Origin of the sequence: Gilliamella sp. B14448G11 (assembly GCF_016101765.1) — a bacterium.
GTDB lineage: Bacteria > Pseudomonadota > Gammaproteobacteria > Enterobacterales > Orbaceae > Gilliamella > Gilliamella apicola_N.
In genome coordinates this window covers 172,131-188,457 of sequence record NZ_JACFPX010000002.1, presented here as the reverse complement: position 1 = coordinate 188,457, position 16,327 = coordinate 172,131, and the positions used below count along the sequence as shown (strand labels likewise).

Here is a 16,327-nt window from a genome sequence, read left to right as displayed (position 1 = left end):
ACCTCCTAGGTGAAATCGACCACATATTTAGTATTACTAGCAAACTTATATTCAATGGCTATCGGTTCTCTATTAATATCAAAATAGTGATTAGAAATTTTAAATAATGGATCGTTAATTTTGCATCGTAGCTGTTTTGCTAATTCAGCATTTGCCACAATTAGCTGTAAATCTTGCTCTAATTTATCGACCTTTTTTTTGCCTGAGTTAGTGATTTCGAGCGCTGATAAAACTTTAATTATAGATATTTGGAAATCGGGAAAATTATTAAGAGGTAAGAGAAAAATTTCTTTAACTACACTGTTTTTTGCAACTTCTAAAAAACTGATGTAATAGATAAGCTCGGAGGGTTTTATCTTTAATAACTGGCTATAGTAACTTCCGGCTTGCCTTAAATAGGCCTCTTTAATAATTTTTTTATGATTCTGGTAAATATGTGGTTTGATAATCCCTGTCATTTCTAAAATATTTTGGGTAGATAAGGTTGGTGCAACAAATAAACCAACGCCTTTTTTCCTAACCACCATATTTTTATCAACCAGCAAATCAATTGCTTTTCGAACGGTTGTTCTACTGACATCATAATCCTTTTGTAACTGTCCTTCAGGGGGTAATTCAGCGCCAACTCTATAATGTCCAGTATTTATCTCATCCATTAAATGAGTGGCTATTTTTTCAAATAACTTCATTGATGTGTTACCTCATAATTGAAGATATTTTTAGCCGATAAATGATATCGAAATCGATTGCCAACTAAATACTGATCGGTGTGTTCAAATGGTTGAAAATTATTATCAAAACTATAACTTGATACTTTATAAATTGGTGTGCCTCGAGCAACATGTAAATATTTGGCTTTATCATCAGTTGCTGCTTCATAAGTAATCTCTTCTCTACCGTGACTTGGTGTAAGATGGTAGTGTTCTTTTAAAAATTCATAAAGAGAAATACCGTTTAAATCTATTTTATCTAAATCTTTAAATTTTGGTGATGATAAATAAGTAATTTCATAAGAAAGGGGATCTTGGTCTAAAAAGCGTTGTCGAATTATTCTAATTAACGGATCATTTGAACCAAAGAATGCTCTCAACTCAGCAGGCATTTTAATTATTTGGTTGGAAAGCACTTTTATTTTGATTGGAATATCATCTTCTTTTTGGAATTCTTCACTAAATGAAGACATTTTTAGCATATTAATTTCAAAAACTTTATGGCATGGTAAGTTTTTATCATTTTGAAAAACATATCCTTCCATCGCTAAATCATTCAAGGCGTTGCGTACCGTGGTTCGACTGACACCAAAGTATTCGGCAAGTCCTCTTTCTGTCGATTTATCTTTAATTATGTTGAGATTAGCTCTAATTTTTTCTTCAACATCTGTTTTTACAGCGATATCACGATATTCCAAAGGTCACACTCCATTTGTGGGCTTTTTTATCCATTAGATATATCTTAATCCATATAAGATGTTTTAAAAAATAATAAAAAAAATACATGTTGTCAATTTTGAGAACCAAAATTGATATAGAGATCACAATTTTTATCGTAATCTCTTAAAATTATTCAGATAAAATTAATAATGGTGATTAATCTATTTAATTCAGATGATTAGTTTTAATTAATGAAAGTGATTAAATATAAGAAACAATGGACAGATAATAAAAAAGCTCACTCAAATGAGTAAGCTTTTTTATTTAAAATTGGTCGGCGAGAGAGGATTACTCGCATAGCTAACGACAGATTTGCAAAGCCAGAAACCTACTAGCAAAAAATAGGCTCCTTTGTGCTTCAATGGCATATTTCCGATCCAAACCTAGATAGGAATCGAGATAATAAAAGATGACAGCGAGATATTAATTAATATTTTGGGGATTTCTTACAATATGAAGAATAATAATGTCAAGTGCCATATGAATGGTGCTCTTTCCGATGAAATATACCTTTTATTACTTTTTTTACTTACTTTCTTATTTCAATTTCTAATAAATAGAAATGAATAATCTATTGGAGGTTTGATGACAAATAAAAGTGAAATAAAAAAATGAAGTTATTCGAAAAATATATTGCTGAGCCTGATCAATTCGAAAATTGCTACACTCATCACAATAAAGTCTTACCATTTTAATCATTACTATTATAAAAATAACGACTAAAAACAAAGTAATGCTTATCACAACCAAATGATAATAGTTATCATTAAACTTGATTGTACTTTTTTTGAAGATTTTGTACACCAGCATTATCCAATATCTATTTTAGAATGAGTTTTTGGCTCCAAAAAGTAACAGTGGATAATAATTGATGAAAAAAACTTTGTACTTTTGTGGATATTTTTATATTTAATGGTGGCGTTCTTTTGAAACTTATATTTGCAATTGGCTCATTTTATTTTGTTCAAACATTAATCGGTGGTATTGTTTTTCAAGCGATACCTGCCTGGCTACGGAGTCATAATGTGGATTTGTACACGATTGGTTTAGTGTCACTTGCTATGATTCCTTGGACACTTCGGGTCCTTTGGGCGGGGGGGGTTGAGCGTTATAGAGTTACTGCATCAGGGAAAGTTCGAAGCAAACAAATTGTCATTGCAGGACAAGTGGCTCTGGCGGTGATATTAATTGGCCTATCATTTATACATGAAAATATGTTCATCACACTAATCTCACTATTAATTTTATTATCATTAGTTTGTTGCACGAGTGAGATTGCTTGTGATGCTTATATGATTGAGAATTTAAATTCAAAATCATACGGTATCGGCAATGGATTACGGATTGGATGTGGTTATTTAGGAATGGCAGTAGGCGGTGGCGGGTTAATCTATCTATGTGATAAATGGGGATGGCAATCCTCCTTACTTGTCTATAGTGCATTACTACTCTTTTTATTGCTACCTTTGTTATTAGCGCCGAGTATCAATCAGCTTCCTGTTACAGAAAAAAGCTATCAGAGACCATCTCTCATTAAAACACTAAAGCAACCAATGATGCTAAAGGCGATCGTTTTAGTCTTTTTCTTTGAGATTAGTGGTCGTTTAATTTCATCTATGCTATCTCCTTTTGCGATTGACGCCGGACTTTCTCTAGAGAATTTAGGCAAAGTAACCAGTTTTGGCGGTGCTGCTTGCGGGATGCTAGGTACTTTATCAGGTATGCTCTTTATCCGGATTATAGGCTATCGCTGGGCACTCTTATTGGCGACCCTATTTAAATGCTTGTCAATCAGCTGCTTTATCATATTAAGTCTTCAACCTGATATAAATCCAATATGGCTTATTATTAGCTATCTGTTTTTTAACTACACTTTTTCCGTGGGCTTAGTTTGTCTTTACTCGTTCCTAACCACACAAGCGTCGTTGAAGCAAGCTGGATTAGATTTTACATTATTTCAATGCGGAGCAGCGCTTGCTGCCGGATGTTCTGGTTATATCGGTGGTATAGTTGCTCATTATATGGGTTACGTTACACTCTTCAATCTCACTTTAGGCTGTGCTTTATTCGTACTTATTTTTTTGTATCGAAGCTCAATTCTAAAAGCAGTATAGATTTTGTATTAATTGCAACGATAAGCATGAGGTGTGATACCAAACACCTCAACAAATCGTCTGGAGAGATGACCGGCACACGTAAAGCCGCATCGAGTTGCAATATCACTGACGGTTAATGTGCTTTCATTCAGTAATTTTGTCACCTGTTGCAAACGATAGTTGATAATGTAGCGGTGTATACCAATATCGAACATCTTTTTAAAGTCTCTATTTAATTTAGACTCACTCACTCCAATAACTTTAGCAATATCCTTTATGATTAAATGAGTGTGAAATTGCTCGTGTATAACTAATTGTGCATTAATTACATTTTTGCGATCTCGACCAGTTAAGCTGCTCCTGAACGGTTCTCCATCTGTCGATGAGGAGTAATTTAATTGCTCTAATGTTAACCACAGTGCGTTAAGGCTTAATCTTTGTATATTGAGTTGTGATAAAGCATCAGAAGATCTTCTGGCTGCTTGCAATCGTTGTGCTATATCTTTGAGCATAGGTGTAAGTGTTAACCGCCAAATACAGAAATTTGGTGAAGAAAATTGCATATTAGCACGATAGCTATTTAGTGAGCGCTCATTGAATATCTCTAATAGATTGTCAGGACAGAATTGTAACAATATTATGTTATAGCAGTAATTAGCAGGGAAAAAATCGGTGCCATATATAGTATCGTGTGAGTAAGAGAGATAGACTCTATTGGGTTGATAAGACACGACTGATTGAGAACCATGTATATGATGATGCACTGATCCATTGAGCATAAACACTAATGATAAATGCTTATCAACCTTTGTATCATTTCGAATATCTTGTAACGGAGCCATTTCTACAAAGCCAGCATTAAGTAATCCTTGTATATTAAACCATTCAATGCTTTCAGAGAGTTGCTTGTCTTTTGTTACCAGTTTAGGGGTATTTTTACTATAGCGAATGGTTTTCATCTCTCACCTCTCCATTATTATTAAATGATAATAATTATCATTATCCTTAATTATACTTTTTTTGAAGATTTTGTACACCAGCATTATCCAATTTCTATTTTACAATGAGTTTTTTCTCAAAAAGAAAGTAACAGTGGATAATAATCGATGAAAAAAAACCTTATATATTTGTGTGGTTTAGGTTTGTTATATAATGAGGAATTGCTAGCAGAACAAATATCTAAACAAAGCGATCGAGAAACTAACTTTGATACTATTATTGTAACTGCAAGTAAACAATCTAATAATGCAGCCTCTTCACTGAATGTATCTTCTAATACTATTTCTCAGGCGGAACTCGAAGCCGCGGGGGTAGATGATACTAAAAAACTCTCTCGGGTATTGCCCGGCTTGAATATACAAAACAGTGGTAATTTACTATTTCCTGCGATATCACTAAGAGGTATCTCTTCTGCTCAGGATCTATATACGCCTGCAATCACATTTTATGTTGATGGCGTACCACAATTGTCGACTAATTTAGTTCAGTCTTTGATAGACGTAGATCATGTCTCCATGATGAAAGGCCCACAAGCCACTCTTTATGGCCGCAGCGCACAGGGCGGTATAGTTAATATTAGCACTGCAAAGCCTAATAACCTATTTCGTGGTTACATTGATGGTGGTGTTGCTAGCCGAAAAGGTTATCATAGCCGTTTTAATCTCAGTGGCCCTTTGGTAGAGGATTTATTCTATGGAAGCGTCACATTGTTGCGTCAGTCACAACCAGGCGCATTCAATAACCCATCCACTGGTTCACAAAGATTGGGTGGATCAGATGAAAATACGGGTAATATTAAATTCAGGTTAGCTCCAATAGCCGCACCCTGGGAAATCAATTTTAGTGCAACAGAAGATAGAACTCACTCAACTCAGGATACATATTTAGACTTTAAAAATACACACAGTCGCAAACTATTAACGTCTGCGGGTAGTTTAGATCCGCGTATGCATCGTCGTACACATAGTCAGACTCTAAGTGGAAGTTATGATTTCGGCGATTGGTTACTGACGGCTAATAGTGCTTGGCAACAACTGAAATATGAACGTCGTTTTCCTTATGGTCCTTTCTCAGCGCAATCCTCGGAGCATTGGAATCAAAATACACAGGAAATTCGCGCAGCAACACAAGGTGATAACCGCTTATGGGATGGTGTATTGGGGTTATACCGACTGGATATTGATGAAACTCGCAAATCCAGTTCAACAGATTCTTCAGTCTCCTCGCAATCATTAGCCATTTATATGGATGGAACTTGGCATGTTTCCCTATTTGATTTGGGGGCCGGTTTACGCGCTTCTCATGATAAAGCGAAGACGCATTATGGTAAAAATAGCTTCTGGTCCGCCGGGAATAATAGTGATAATCAAGTATTAGGTCAGTTTTCTGCTGGTTATCTTTTAACGCCGAACTGGCGTATTTATACGCGCGTCGCACAAGGATATAAGTCTGCCGGCTTTACTATTACGCCACAAGCTGGTACTCACGCAGAGCCTTTTGTTGCTGAAAAATCGATTAACTATGAGATTGGCTCACGCTATGAAATAGATGATTTTCAGCTTCAAAGCGCCGTCTACTATACCCATACTCGGAATATGCAGCTTTACTCTGGTCCGATGGGTTCTCAAACATTGAAAAATGCAGGTAGTGCAAATGCCTTTGGTATTGAAGCTGATGCAAAATGGTTATTTACTACCGGATGGGTGGCAACACTAAATGGCAATTTAGCCCACTCTAAGTTTGCTAGTAATGTGACTGCTGATGATTATGCTAATAATCGAGTTCCTTTTATTCCTAGGTATGGTGCTGGGTTTAGTGTAGATGGCTTAGTTGCAACGTCAATAGGCGCTGTAATGCCTAGAATAGCTGTGAATGTGACTGGCCCTCTTTACTTTGATGGTAGTAATCAACTACGTCAAGGTAGTTATAGTACAACTGATATTAGTCTTGGCTGGCAAATCAATGAAAGAATTACTATGTCCGGTTATATCAACAATATTTTTGATAAACGCTACCGCACATACGGTTACGCACGAGGTAATAGAGCTTTTGCTCAATTCAACGAAGGCTTAACTGCGGGTGTTAACATAAAAGTTGAGTTATTTTAAGTTTGGTTCATATAAGTTCGGGGAAAGTTATGAACATTTCTGAACCACTGAGTTTTATCCTATTAGTAAAGTTAATGGGTAAGGCTTTTTGGATATCAATACTGACAGCAATCATCTCAACCATTATGACGCTGGTACCCATTTGGATACTTTACATTATGGTGAGAAAACTGACTATTGCCACAATGTCTGTTGAACTTATCTATTCATGCCTGGTTGCGGCATTCATTGCAATGTTGCTTCGCTGGGGATTAATTGTGATTAGCCATGTTAGTGCTCATCATGGCGCATTAAAACTAGCTTATAATTTAAAGTTGCATTTAACTCACAAGCTGGGATTAGTTCCCTTATCATTTTTTAGCACTCATACAGCAAGTGATTTACGTAAAGTAATTAATGATGATATCGCCGCATTAGAAAGTTTTCTAGCTCATTTTTTGCCTGATGTAGCTTCAGCGCTCACTCTGCCGATCGTTGGATTATCATTGTTAATTTACGTAGATGTGTCGATGGCGTTTGCTGCGATTCTATTATTGCCAGTGGCGGTTTGGTGCCAGTGGTTATCTATGCGAGATAGTAACGAACAAGCGCGTCAGTGGGGAGAATTACAGATCAATATAGCCCAAAAGGTGAGTGAATATATCCGTGGCATTGCCGTGATTAAAAGCTTTGGGCTGAGGGCTGATTCGTTTCGTCAACTCAGTCAGACAATTCGTGATGTCGCACCTTGGATAGAAAACTATTGTAAAAAGAATATGTTCGGCTGGAATTGTTTTAGTTGTTTACTTTCAAGCAATTTAGTCTTGGTGGCTCCTATTGGAGCTTGGCGCTGTTTTCAAGGGAATTTAGCACCAGTTGATTGGTTGCTGTGTTTATTGGTTACTCCTGTGATACTTCAGCCATTTTTACGGCTTGTATTTGCGTCATCGGAACAAGCCCAGCGGCAGGGTTCGTTAGATCGTCTTAACCAGATAGTAAATGCATCACAGATGACAGTATCTCAAAAGATTGATAAAGTGAGTTTACCAACGGGAAACCTTGTGCTGTCGTTCTCTCTCGTTTCTTACCGTTACGATCATCAAAAAACAGCCCTTCAAGAAGTAACCTTTAATACATTGCCATATGGATTAACCGCTATTGTTGGACCCAGTGGGTCAGGGAAAACAACGATTGCACGTTTAGCAACACGATTACTTGACTGTGATAACGGTGAAATCACTTTAGGTGGGCTCAATATCCAGCATTGGCCTGTGGAAGAGTTGTTTAAACAGATATCAATGGTATCTCAGAATGTATATCTTTTTAATGGTACAGTTATAGAAAATTTATTACTCGGCCGACCGGATGCTAATAATGAGCAGGTAATTGCAGCAACACAGGCAGCTTGTGCTCATGAATTTATTCTCTCTCTACCACAAGGATATGACACCCAAATTGGTGAAAATGGCGCCCGCTTATCGGGAGGCGAACGCCAACGCCTTTCTATTGCCAGAGCATTATTAAAGGATGCCCCTCTTTTAATTCTGGATGAAGCAACTGCTTATGCAGATAGTGAGAACGAATGGCTTATTCAACAGGCTATCTCTAATCTTTGCAATGGGCGAAGTGTTCTAATGATTGCCCATCGCCTCAAAACGATTATCCATGCAGATCAAATAATCGTTGTCGATCAAGGAAAATTGGTTGGTCAGGGACGCCATGACGAACTGCTTCTGAATTGTCCCTGTTATTACCAACTCTGGCAAGATATCGAGTTGGATGGAGAGAAAATAGATGATCATTAAATTTATTCGCGCCGGTTATCAGTTGGTTGGTTATCAAGATCGTCGGTTAACGAAAGGATTATTTCTGGCGGCACTTGATGGTTGTTTATTGACTGTAAGTTATTACATTGTTGCACAACTTATCTTATCCGTTTTCAATACAACCATTTCATTACAGATAATCCTGCTAAGCACGGTCGGTTTATTGTCCTGCCTGCTGGGGCGAATTTATTTAAGTAATTTGGCGTTAAGCCACGTTTTTGGTGGTACTTATGCCATGATGGCTGAAGCTAGAATTCGAATTATTAACCATCTACACGCTTTACCACTAGGTTGGTTTTCAGCCAAACGAACAGGTGATTTAAGTGTTCGTTTAACATCCGATCTTGAGCTAATCGAATGGCTTTGGACGCATTTTTTAGCTGTCTTTACCAGTACAATAGTCACGATGTTATTACTATTGGCATTTCTATGTTGGATTGATATCTTTTTAGCTTTGCTTGTCATTATAACGATTCCCTTTTCCTTTTGGGTTATGACATTAACGCAGCGAGTCATTAGTCGTTATGATGAAAAAATGTTGGATACTGCCAGTGATGCACAAGCAGAGTTATATGATTATATACAAGGTATTAACGTTATTCGCTGCTTTGGCCAGTTTGGTACAGCCTGGAAGCGTCTTTCTAATGCATTGTTTCAACAATATCAAGCGCAGCTTATGTTGGAAACTAAACCCTCAACATTAGTCGCACTGTTTGGTTTTGTCAGTGAGTTCAGTTTTCTATTATTGCTCGTATCAGGTGGATATTTGTTGTTTCAGGAACATTTAGATATTCAGCACTTTATCCTGATCAATTTTTTTTCACTGATTGTCTATCGGCAGTTACAAACACTTGGCGATGGATTAATAAAACTTCGATTTAGTTCACGAGCCATGGAACGTATCAAAAAACTACTGAGTGAAACACCAGTTGCACCATATAATGATGGGAATTCCTCTGTAATCCCTGAATCCAATGAAATTACTGTGCAACAGGTCAGTTTTACCTATCCTGAGCAATCCTGTCCGGCCTTACAAAATATTCACTGCCACATTCAGAGTAATGCGATAACGGCTATTGTTGGTCCAAGTGGTTCAGGGAAAAGCACTTTGTTGCAACTGATTGGTCAAATGTGGATACCAAGCTCCGGTCAGATTCTTTGGGGTGAACATGATACTAAGATAATTTCTAGTGAGATCTTACATCGCAATATTGCCATGGTATTTCAAGATGTTGTTTTGTTTTCTGCATCAGTATTTGACAACATTTTGATGGGTAATCATACCGCTACAGCTGAGCAAGTTATTCAGGCAGCTAAATTAGCTCAAGCGGATGAATTTATTCAGCAGTTGCCCGATGGTTATCAAACAATTCTTGGTGATAACGGTTACTCATTATCAGGCGGAGAACGTCAACGACTTTCAATTGCTAGGGCATTATTAAAAAAAGCCCCTATCATTTTATTGGATGAAGCGACAGCCAGTATTGATGCTTCCACTGAACTGGCAATACATCGAGCATTAGAAAACTTATCTCAGCATTGTACTGTGGTGATTGTTGCTCATCGTTTAAACACAATACAAAAGGCCCAGAAAATACTTGTTATGGACGCTGGATGTTTGGTGGAACAAGGGGATCATGACGCCCTGCTTCGCCAAAATGGTCTTTATGCTCAATTGTGGCAGCGTCAACAGCAATCGCTCTCATGGCAGCTTACCCCATCAAACGAGGAATGATAACGCGATGACTACTTCAACACAGACAAAATTAAACGATTTTACACAATGTGATGTGTTATATCAGGCGGTGATTGAGAAGCTGTCTGATATTCCTGAACACTTCTCTGTCGATAGCCCTTTACTTGATGCCGGATTAGATTCAATGCAAATCATGTTGTGGTTAAGCGAATTTCGGCAACAAGGGTATATTGTTGCATTAAGCCAACTTTATGAAAACCCAACAATCAGGGGCTGGAGCCAGTTATTATCTTCTGTACCCCAGAATCAGCAGCTTGATCAGACCAGATCGGATTATCCTGTTATGGTTGATCAACGGCCATTTCCGTTGACTCCTGTGCAACATGCCTACTTTATTGGTCGTCAGTCTCATCAAATTTTAGGCGGAGTAGGTTGCCATCTTTATCAGGAGTTCAACTGTTCTAACATAAATGTAGAACAACTGGAAAGTGCTTGGCGGCAGTTAACCTCCCGTCATCGTATGTTTCATGTTCATTTTACTGATAATGCACAACAGTGCTGGCACGAGGAAGATCGTTGGCGAGGGATTACTGTTCATGACTTACAAAATTTAGATACCTACTCGCAACAACATGAATTGTTTATGATAAGGCAACAACTTAGTCACCGACGACTTAATGTTGAGGAAGGGGAAACGTTTGATGTACAAGTCAGTTTATTATCTAATAAAATGTGCCGGATTCATATTAATTTAGATTTACTGATTGCTGACGCTGCTAGTTTTACTCTGATTTTTGATGAATTAAGTTTGATATTACAAGGTTCTTTACTACCAGAACTTGACCCTCATTACGATTTTTGTAGTTATTTAAGTCAGAAAGCGCAAGAGACTGCACAAAGTTATCAAACAGATAGAGAGTATTGGTTGTCTCTGCTTCATACGTTTCCTGCTGCACCTGCACTACCATTAGCCATTCTACCGGAACAAATAACTTCTGTTAGAATGCATCGGCGTAGCCATACTATTTCTGCCGTTCGTTGGGCTATTTTTCAGCAATATGCCAGTCAATTTGGTATTACGGCTACAATGGCACTTGTAACCTGTTTTGCTGCTGTTTGTGCTCGATGGAGTAATCAGCCTAATTTACTGATCAATTTGACACTGTTTGATCGGCAACCGCTTCATCCTGCTGTTGAATCTATGATTGCCGATTTTACGAATATTCTCTTACTCAATCTAAACGTTGATGAGTCAACATTTGCGCAACAGGCTCAACGTAACCAAATGCTATTTACAGACGCATTTGATCACCGAGGATTTTCTGGTGTAGAAATCCTGCGAGAGCTAAAAAAGCAGCATCAGCATCCTTATGGTGCTCCCTTGGTATTTACTAGCAACTTAGGTAGAAAACAGTATGGTAATAACAATATTTTAGGTGAACCCGGCTGGGGGATATCGCAAACACCGCAGGTTTGGATTGACTCAGTAGTTTTTGAGCAACAAGAGCAGGTTATTTTGCAGTGGGATTCTCATGATGCCCTATTTAATGAGGATGTTGTTGAAGAGATGTTTAGTGCATATTGCTCTTTGGTAGAAAACCTAATTGAAGAGGAAGTACAATGGCAAATATCACCAGTTATCAAATTATCTGAATCACAACGGCATCATCGGGAGTTGGTTAACAACACCAGTGCCCCTGTCACTGCTAGCCTATTACATCATGGGATCTTCATACAAGCGGCAACGAACCCGGACGCTATTGCGGTAATTGCTGACGATCGAACAATAACCTATGCAGAATTATGTTCATCGGCCGATAGTTTGGCGGGTGTACTTAGTAAACATATTCGCGAACCGGGGCAACGGATCGCAATTTGTATGCGAAAAGGATTAGGACAAATTGTTGCCGTATTGGCCATTTTACGTCTCGGTGGTGTTTATGTACCAATAGCGCCCGAACAACCTACTGAACGTATTCAAACAATATTACGTAATGCCGAGGTTGCCGCAGTGATTATTAATCACAGAGAAGAACTGAATGATTACGATATTCTATCTGGTGAAATACCCTTTATTTCATGGTACACGGCAAAAGAAACATCACTACCAATAATCATTGATGTCCATCCTGACCAGCCGGCTTATATCATTTATACATCTGGTTCGACTGGGGTTCCTAAAGGTGTTGTTGTTAGCCATCGTTCGGCGTTGAATACATGTCTGGATATCAATCAGCGTTATCAAGTAAAGCCTGCGGACAGAGTACTTGCATTGGCTGCTCTTTATTTTGACTTATCGGTATATGATATTTTCGGCTTACTCAATGCGGGTGGTAGTTTGGTTCTTTTGACAGAAAAACAGGCGCGAGATCCTGAAGCTTGGTGTCAGGCCATTGAGCGGTACAATGTGACCATTTGGAATAGTGTACCAGCCCTGCTCGATATGCTATTAACTTATAGTGAAGGATTTGAACTGACCGCTCCAGCACAATTAAGACTAGTGTTGTTATCTGGCGACTGGATTGGTTTGGATCTACCCGAGCGTTATCACACCAGGCGCCAAGATGGGCGTTTTATTGCCATGGGGGGAGCTACGGAAGCGGCAATTTGGTCTAATGCTTATGAAGTTAGCAAAATAGAGCCTCACTGGCACTCAATTCCTTATGGTTATCCACTCACTAATCAATGTTATCGTGTTGTCGATTCGCGAGGACTGGATTGCCCCGATTGGGTGGCTGGAGAACTCTGGATTGGTGGTGTCGGTGTCGCACAAGGATATTTTGCTGATTCAGAAAGAACTGCTAAACAATTTATCACTGATAATTTGGGGCAACGTTGGTACCGCACCGGCGATATGGGACGTTATTGGCCTGACGGACGTTTAGAATTTCTAGGACGACAGGACCGACAGGTTAAAATTAATGGTTTTAGGATTGAATTAGGTGAAGTGGAATCGATTATTAATCATCTTCCTTTCGTTAATCAATCTATTGCGATGACAATTGGTGATAAAGAAAAAACATTGATAGCCTTCATCAAACTTGAAGTTGAGGATAAAGCTAACGCTAGTTTGCAGAGCAACGATAGTTCTGACTTTATGATTGATATACTGGGTAAAATAGAAACTGGGTTCGAGGATGATGCCCTCACCTTGGTGTCTCAGTTTTTGAGAAAACATTTTGCTGATAGTGGCATCGAATTCGTCACACCACTTAGTCTGGAACAAATAATTAGTCAATATGGTGCAAAAAATGATTATCAGCAATTATTACAACAATGGTTAGATGTTTTAGTTGATAGGCAAGTGCTGGATTATCAGTGTGGTCAATATGTTCAGGGGCCTTTATATTCTGTTTCTCATACTTTTTCACCTAAGCTGCGGCCTCTTTCAACGGCATTAGTTAATCACTCTAGTCGGTTAAAACAGATTATTTCTGGACAAGATGATGCGATCACACTACTACTTGATCCTGAGTTAGCACCGGAAATGTTACTTGCATACTTACCTGAATCAGACGCAATGGTAGATCAAGTGGTTGAGATGGTGGAAAAGCTTGCGGCTAAATTTAATCGACCCGTTAATATGCTGGAGATCGGCGTTGGTATAGGGATTTTTGCCAATAAAATATTGGCAAAGCTAAGTAGCACAAAAGTTCACTATCTGGGGATTGATAATCTTAAAGATCGGGTTCTTCACGCTCAGCAATATTTAAAAAATTATTCTCATGCTACAGTTGATTGGCAACGGCTGGAGCATTTATCACAACAAGATTTTAATGCTGATTTAGTTCTCATCAATAATCAATTGCATCAGCAAACATCTATTAATAATAGTTTGAGCGCAATTTGTCAGGGTATTTCTAAACAGTCAATTATCATTGTTTATGAGTTAGCGCAAGCACCTTGCCTATCTTTATTGTCTGCTGCGGTGCTAGAAAAAATACCGTTATCACATCGATTAGCCTCGGAAGAGTTTTGGCTCTCTACATTTAAAAAACAGGGTTTACTTTGCCAAAGTCACGAACAATTTGGTGTAATGCAACGATTTATCCTCTCTCAATCTAATTATTTACAACAAAGCGTTGATACCAACCAGCTAAAAGAATTGCTTGGCAAGCAGTTACCATACTATATGGTGCCTTCCCGATTATTTTTGGTAAATTGCTTCCCGTTAAGTGCAAACGGAAAAATTGATCATAAAGCCTTGCTAGGCCTGATAACAGAAGAGAAAGTAAAACCGGAGTATTCTCCATTATCGACGGATGCTGAGCGTCTTGTCGCTCAATGTTGGCAAGAGTTATTACCGGAAAGAAACTTTCATCGTCAGAGTGATTTTTTCCAGTTAGGGGGTGATAGCTTACTGGCCACTCGACTTATCAGTTTATTAGCAAATCATGGTTATACCGCTAGTCTCAGTAACTTATTTATTTCACCTAAACTATCTGAATTTGCCGCTACACTGAGCGTTATAAATTCTGATGATATCGCAAGCAATATTATATTTCCTTCCCAAGACGCTCAGGAAGGACAACCTTTTGCGCTCACTCCCGTCCAACGAGCTTACCTTTTGGGACGAGAAAAAGCTTTGATCCTTGGTGGCGTTGGTTCTCATTTTTTTGCAGAGTTTACTGTATATGATTTAGATGTTTCTCGGTTTGAAAATGCGGTTGATCAACTGGTAGAGCATCATCCGATGCTACGTACTATCATCGAAGAGGAACAACAAAGAACCTTATCCTCGGTACCTAACTTTACATTAGAAACGCATTTAGTAACGTCATATGACACAGAACAGGTGCAGGTATTACGTGATTTAATATCTAATCGTGTTCCAATACCAACTCAATACCCTGTTTTTTCTATCATTGCCATTCAAGATGGTAGTCATAAAACGTTACTTTGGTTCAGTTTAGATAACCTATTTTTGGATGGGATGAGTATGCAGACGTTCTTTGTTGATCTGGAAAAACTTTATAAATATCCCGATAAACCATTATCATCGCTTAATATAACATTTCAACGTTATCTTAGCCAAACTGCACAAAATAGTTGTTTACCTGAGTCTGTAGAATATTGGCGAAAATCTTTGCCGTCACTGCCTCTAGCTCCGCAGCTTGAACTTGTTCAATCGCCACAAACAATTACTGAACCTCGGTTTACCCGCCGTCATGCAATGCTGACGGCTGAACGTTGGCAAAATCTTAAAACTTATGCCATGAATAATAACCTTACGCCGTCCATTGTTTTACTTAATTCTTATGCCTTAGTTCTATCAATGTGGAGTCGACAAGCTGAACTTACGATTAATTTGACATTGTTTGATCGCTTACCTATTCATGATGATATTGATCGGGTTATTGGCGATTTTACTACCCTATTATTACTGGCTTGGTATCCAGATAAAACCTGGTTAGAGAGTGCTAAAACCTTACAATATCGTATGGCAAATGATTTAGATCATCGTGATGTCTCTGCAATAACGTTGTTGCATCAACTTTCTGAAATGAAAGGATATCCTGTATCCATGCCTATCGTATTTACCAGTGCAATAGGTTCAGGGAAAGGTAATTTTCTGGCAAGTGAGGGCTGGTTACATTATGAAAGAGGGATATCACAAACACCACAAATATGGCTTGATAATCAAGTCTATGAGTCTGAAAATTGTTTACGCATTCATTGGGATGCCGTCGAAGCACTCTTTCAGCCTCAACAATTACAACTGATGTTTGATCAATACGTTGGTATATTAGAAAAATTGAGCGACGATCCAAATGCTTGGTCATTACCTTTAGAATCTTTGCTTGTTAGGCAAATTCCTTTGGTTACGCCTATTGCTGAGCGATTATTCTTACCCAACAAGACCACTAACGGTGATGGGGCACTAATTGAATTAATTATCCAGACATTTAAGCAAGTTGTAGGATCTTCTATCACTGCTAAACAAAACTTTTTTGATGCCGGTGCTTCATCATTACAACTGGTTAAATTACATATTGAACTGACTTCTCATCATGATATGGATCTGGTTGTTACGGATCTGTTTGTGTATCCGTCACCGCAAAAATTAGCTGAGAAGTTAGTATTTTCGCCACAAACCCAGAGTAATCAACAACAATCCCGCTTAACACTATCTAAACGACGTCAACAACGTCGCTTACAAAAAACACATACTGAGAATGGCAACTAAGGAGAA

Annotated in this window: 8 protein-coding genes; 5 read left to right on the top strand and 3 right to left on the bottom strand. The window is 38.3% G+C overall.

The window, feature by feature from the left end:
* Positions 1-5 precede the first annotated feature (5 nt).
* Positions 6-689 carry a GntR family transcriptional regulator gene (locus H3S88_RS02080; RefSeq protein ID WP_198227347.1) on the bottom strand — a complete coding sequence of 228 codons (684 nt, stop codon included), beginning with the start codon at positions 687-689 and terminating at the stop codon, positions 6-8.
* Positions 686-1,408: a GntR family transcriptional regulator gene (locus H3S88_RS02075; protein WP_198227345.1), complete on the bottom strand. Its 723-nt coding sequence runs from the start codon at positions 1,406-1,408 to the stop codon at positions 686-688. Before H3S88_RS02075 ends, H3S88_RS02080 begins: the two co-directional genes overlap by 4 nt.
* Before the next feature lie 948 nt (positions 1,409-2,356).
* Between H3S88_RS02075 and H3S88_RS02070 the strand changes: the two genes are divergently transcribed.
* Positions 2,357-3,544 carry an MFS transporter gene (locus tag H3S88_RS02070; protein ID WP_198231904.1) on the top strand — a complete coding sequence of 396 codons (1,188 nt, stop codon included), beginning with the start codon at positions 2,357-2,359 and terminating at the stop codon, positions 3,542-3,544.
* Between the two features lie 8 nt (positions 3,545-3,552).
* Here H3S88_RS02070 and H3S88_RS02065 read toward each other — a convergent pair whose 3' ends face one another.
* Positions 3,553-4,485, bottom strand: coding sequence for an AraC family transcriptional regulator (locus tag H3S88_RS02065; RefSeq protein WP_198227341.1), 933 nt, complete (start codon positions 4,483-4,485; stop codon positions 3,553-3,555).
* Positions 4,486-4,632: 147 nt separating this feature from the next.
* Here H3S88_RS02065 and H3S88_RS02060 point away from each other — a divergent pair, with 147 nt between their 5' ends.
* The 4 genes from H3S88_RS02060 to H3S88_RS02045 are packed head-to-tail and all read left to right on the top strand — an operon-like array spanning position 4,633 to position 16,321.
* Complete coding sequence (locus tag H3S88_RS02060) at positions 4,633-6,633, top strand: TonB-dependent receptor domain-containing protein (protein ID WP_198227339.1); 2,001 nt, start codon at positions 4,633-4,635, stop codon at positions 6,631-6,633.
* Between the two features lie 29 nt (positions 6,634-6,662).
* Positions 6,663-8,417 (top strand): ABC transporter ATP-binding protein, encoded by a 1,755-nt coding sequence (locus tag H3S88_RS02055; protein WP_198227337.1) that lies wholly within the window; start codon positions 6,663-6,665, stop codon positions 8,415-8,417.
* Positions 8,407-10,173, top strand: coding sequence for an ABC transporter ATP-binding protein (locus H3S88_RS02050; protein ID WP_198227335.1), 1,767 nt, complete (start codon positions 8,407-8,409; stop codon positions 10,171-10,173). The genes H3S88_RS02055 and H3S88_RS02050 overlap by 11 nt, the downstream gene beginning before the upstream one ends.
* A gap of 7 nt (positions 10,174-10,180) precedes the next feature.
* Complete coding sequence (locus tag H3S88_RS02045) at positions 10,181-16,321, top strand: non-ribosomal peptide synthetase (protein WP_198227333.1); 6,141 nt, start codon at positions 10,181-10,183, stop codon at positions 16,319-16,321.
* Positions 16,322-16,327 lie beyond the last annotated feature (6 nt).

Bases quoted from the DNA above. Each gene is read 5' to 3' on its own strand.
- H3S88_RS02080 (WP_198227347.1), bottom strand. From the start codon at position 689: ATGAAGTTATTTGAAAAAATAGCCACTCATTTAATGGATGAGATAAAT.
- H3S88_RS02055 (WP_198227337.1), top strand. From the start codon at position 6,663: ATGAACATTTCTGAACCACTGAGTTTTATCCTATTAGTAAAGTTAATG.
- H3S88_RS02045 (WP_198227333.1), top strand. From the start codon at position 10,181: ATGACTACTTCAACACAGACAAAATTAAACGATTTTACACAATGTGAT.
- H3S88_RS02050 (WP_198227335.1), top strand. From the start codon at position 8,407: ATGATCATTAAATTTATTCGCGCCGGTTATCAGTTGGTTGGTTATCAA.
- H3S88_RS02060 (WP_198227339.1), top strand. From the start codon at position 4,633: ATGAAAAAAAACCTTATATATTTGTGTGGTTTAGGTTTGTTATATAAT.
- H3S88_RS02065 (WP_198227341.1), bottom strand. From the start codon at position 4,485: ATGAAAACCATTCGCTATAGTAAAAATACCCCTAAACTGGTAACAAAA.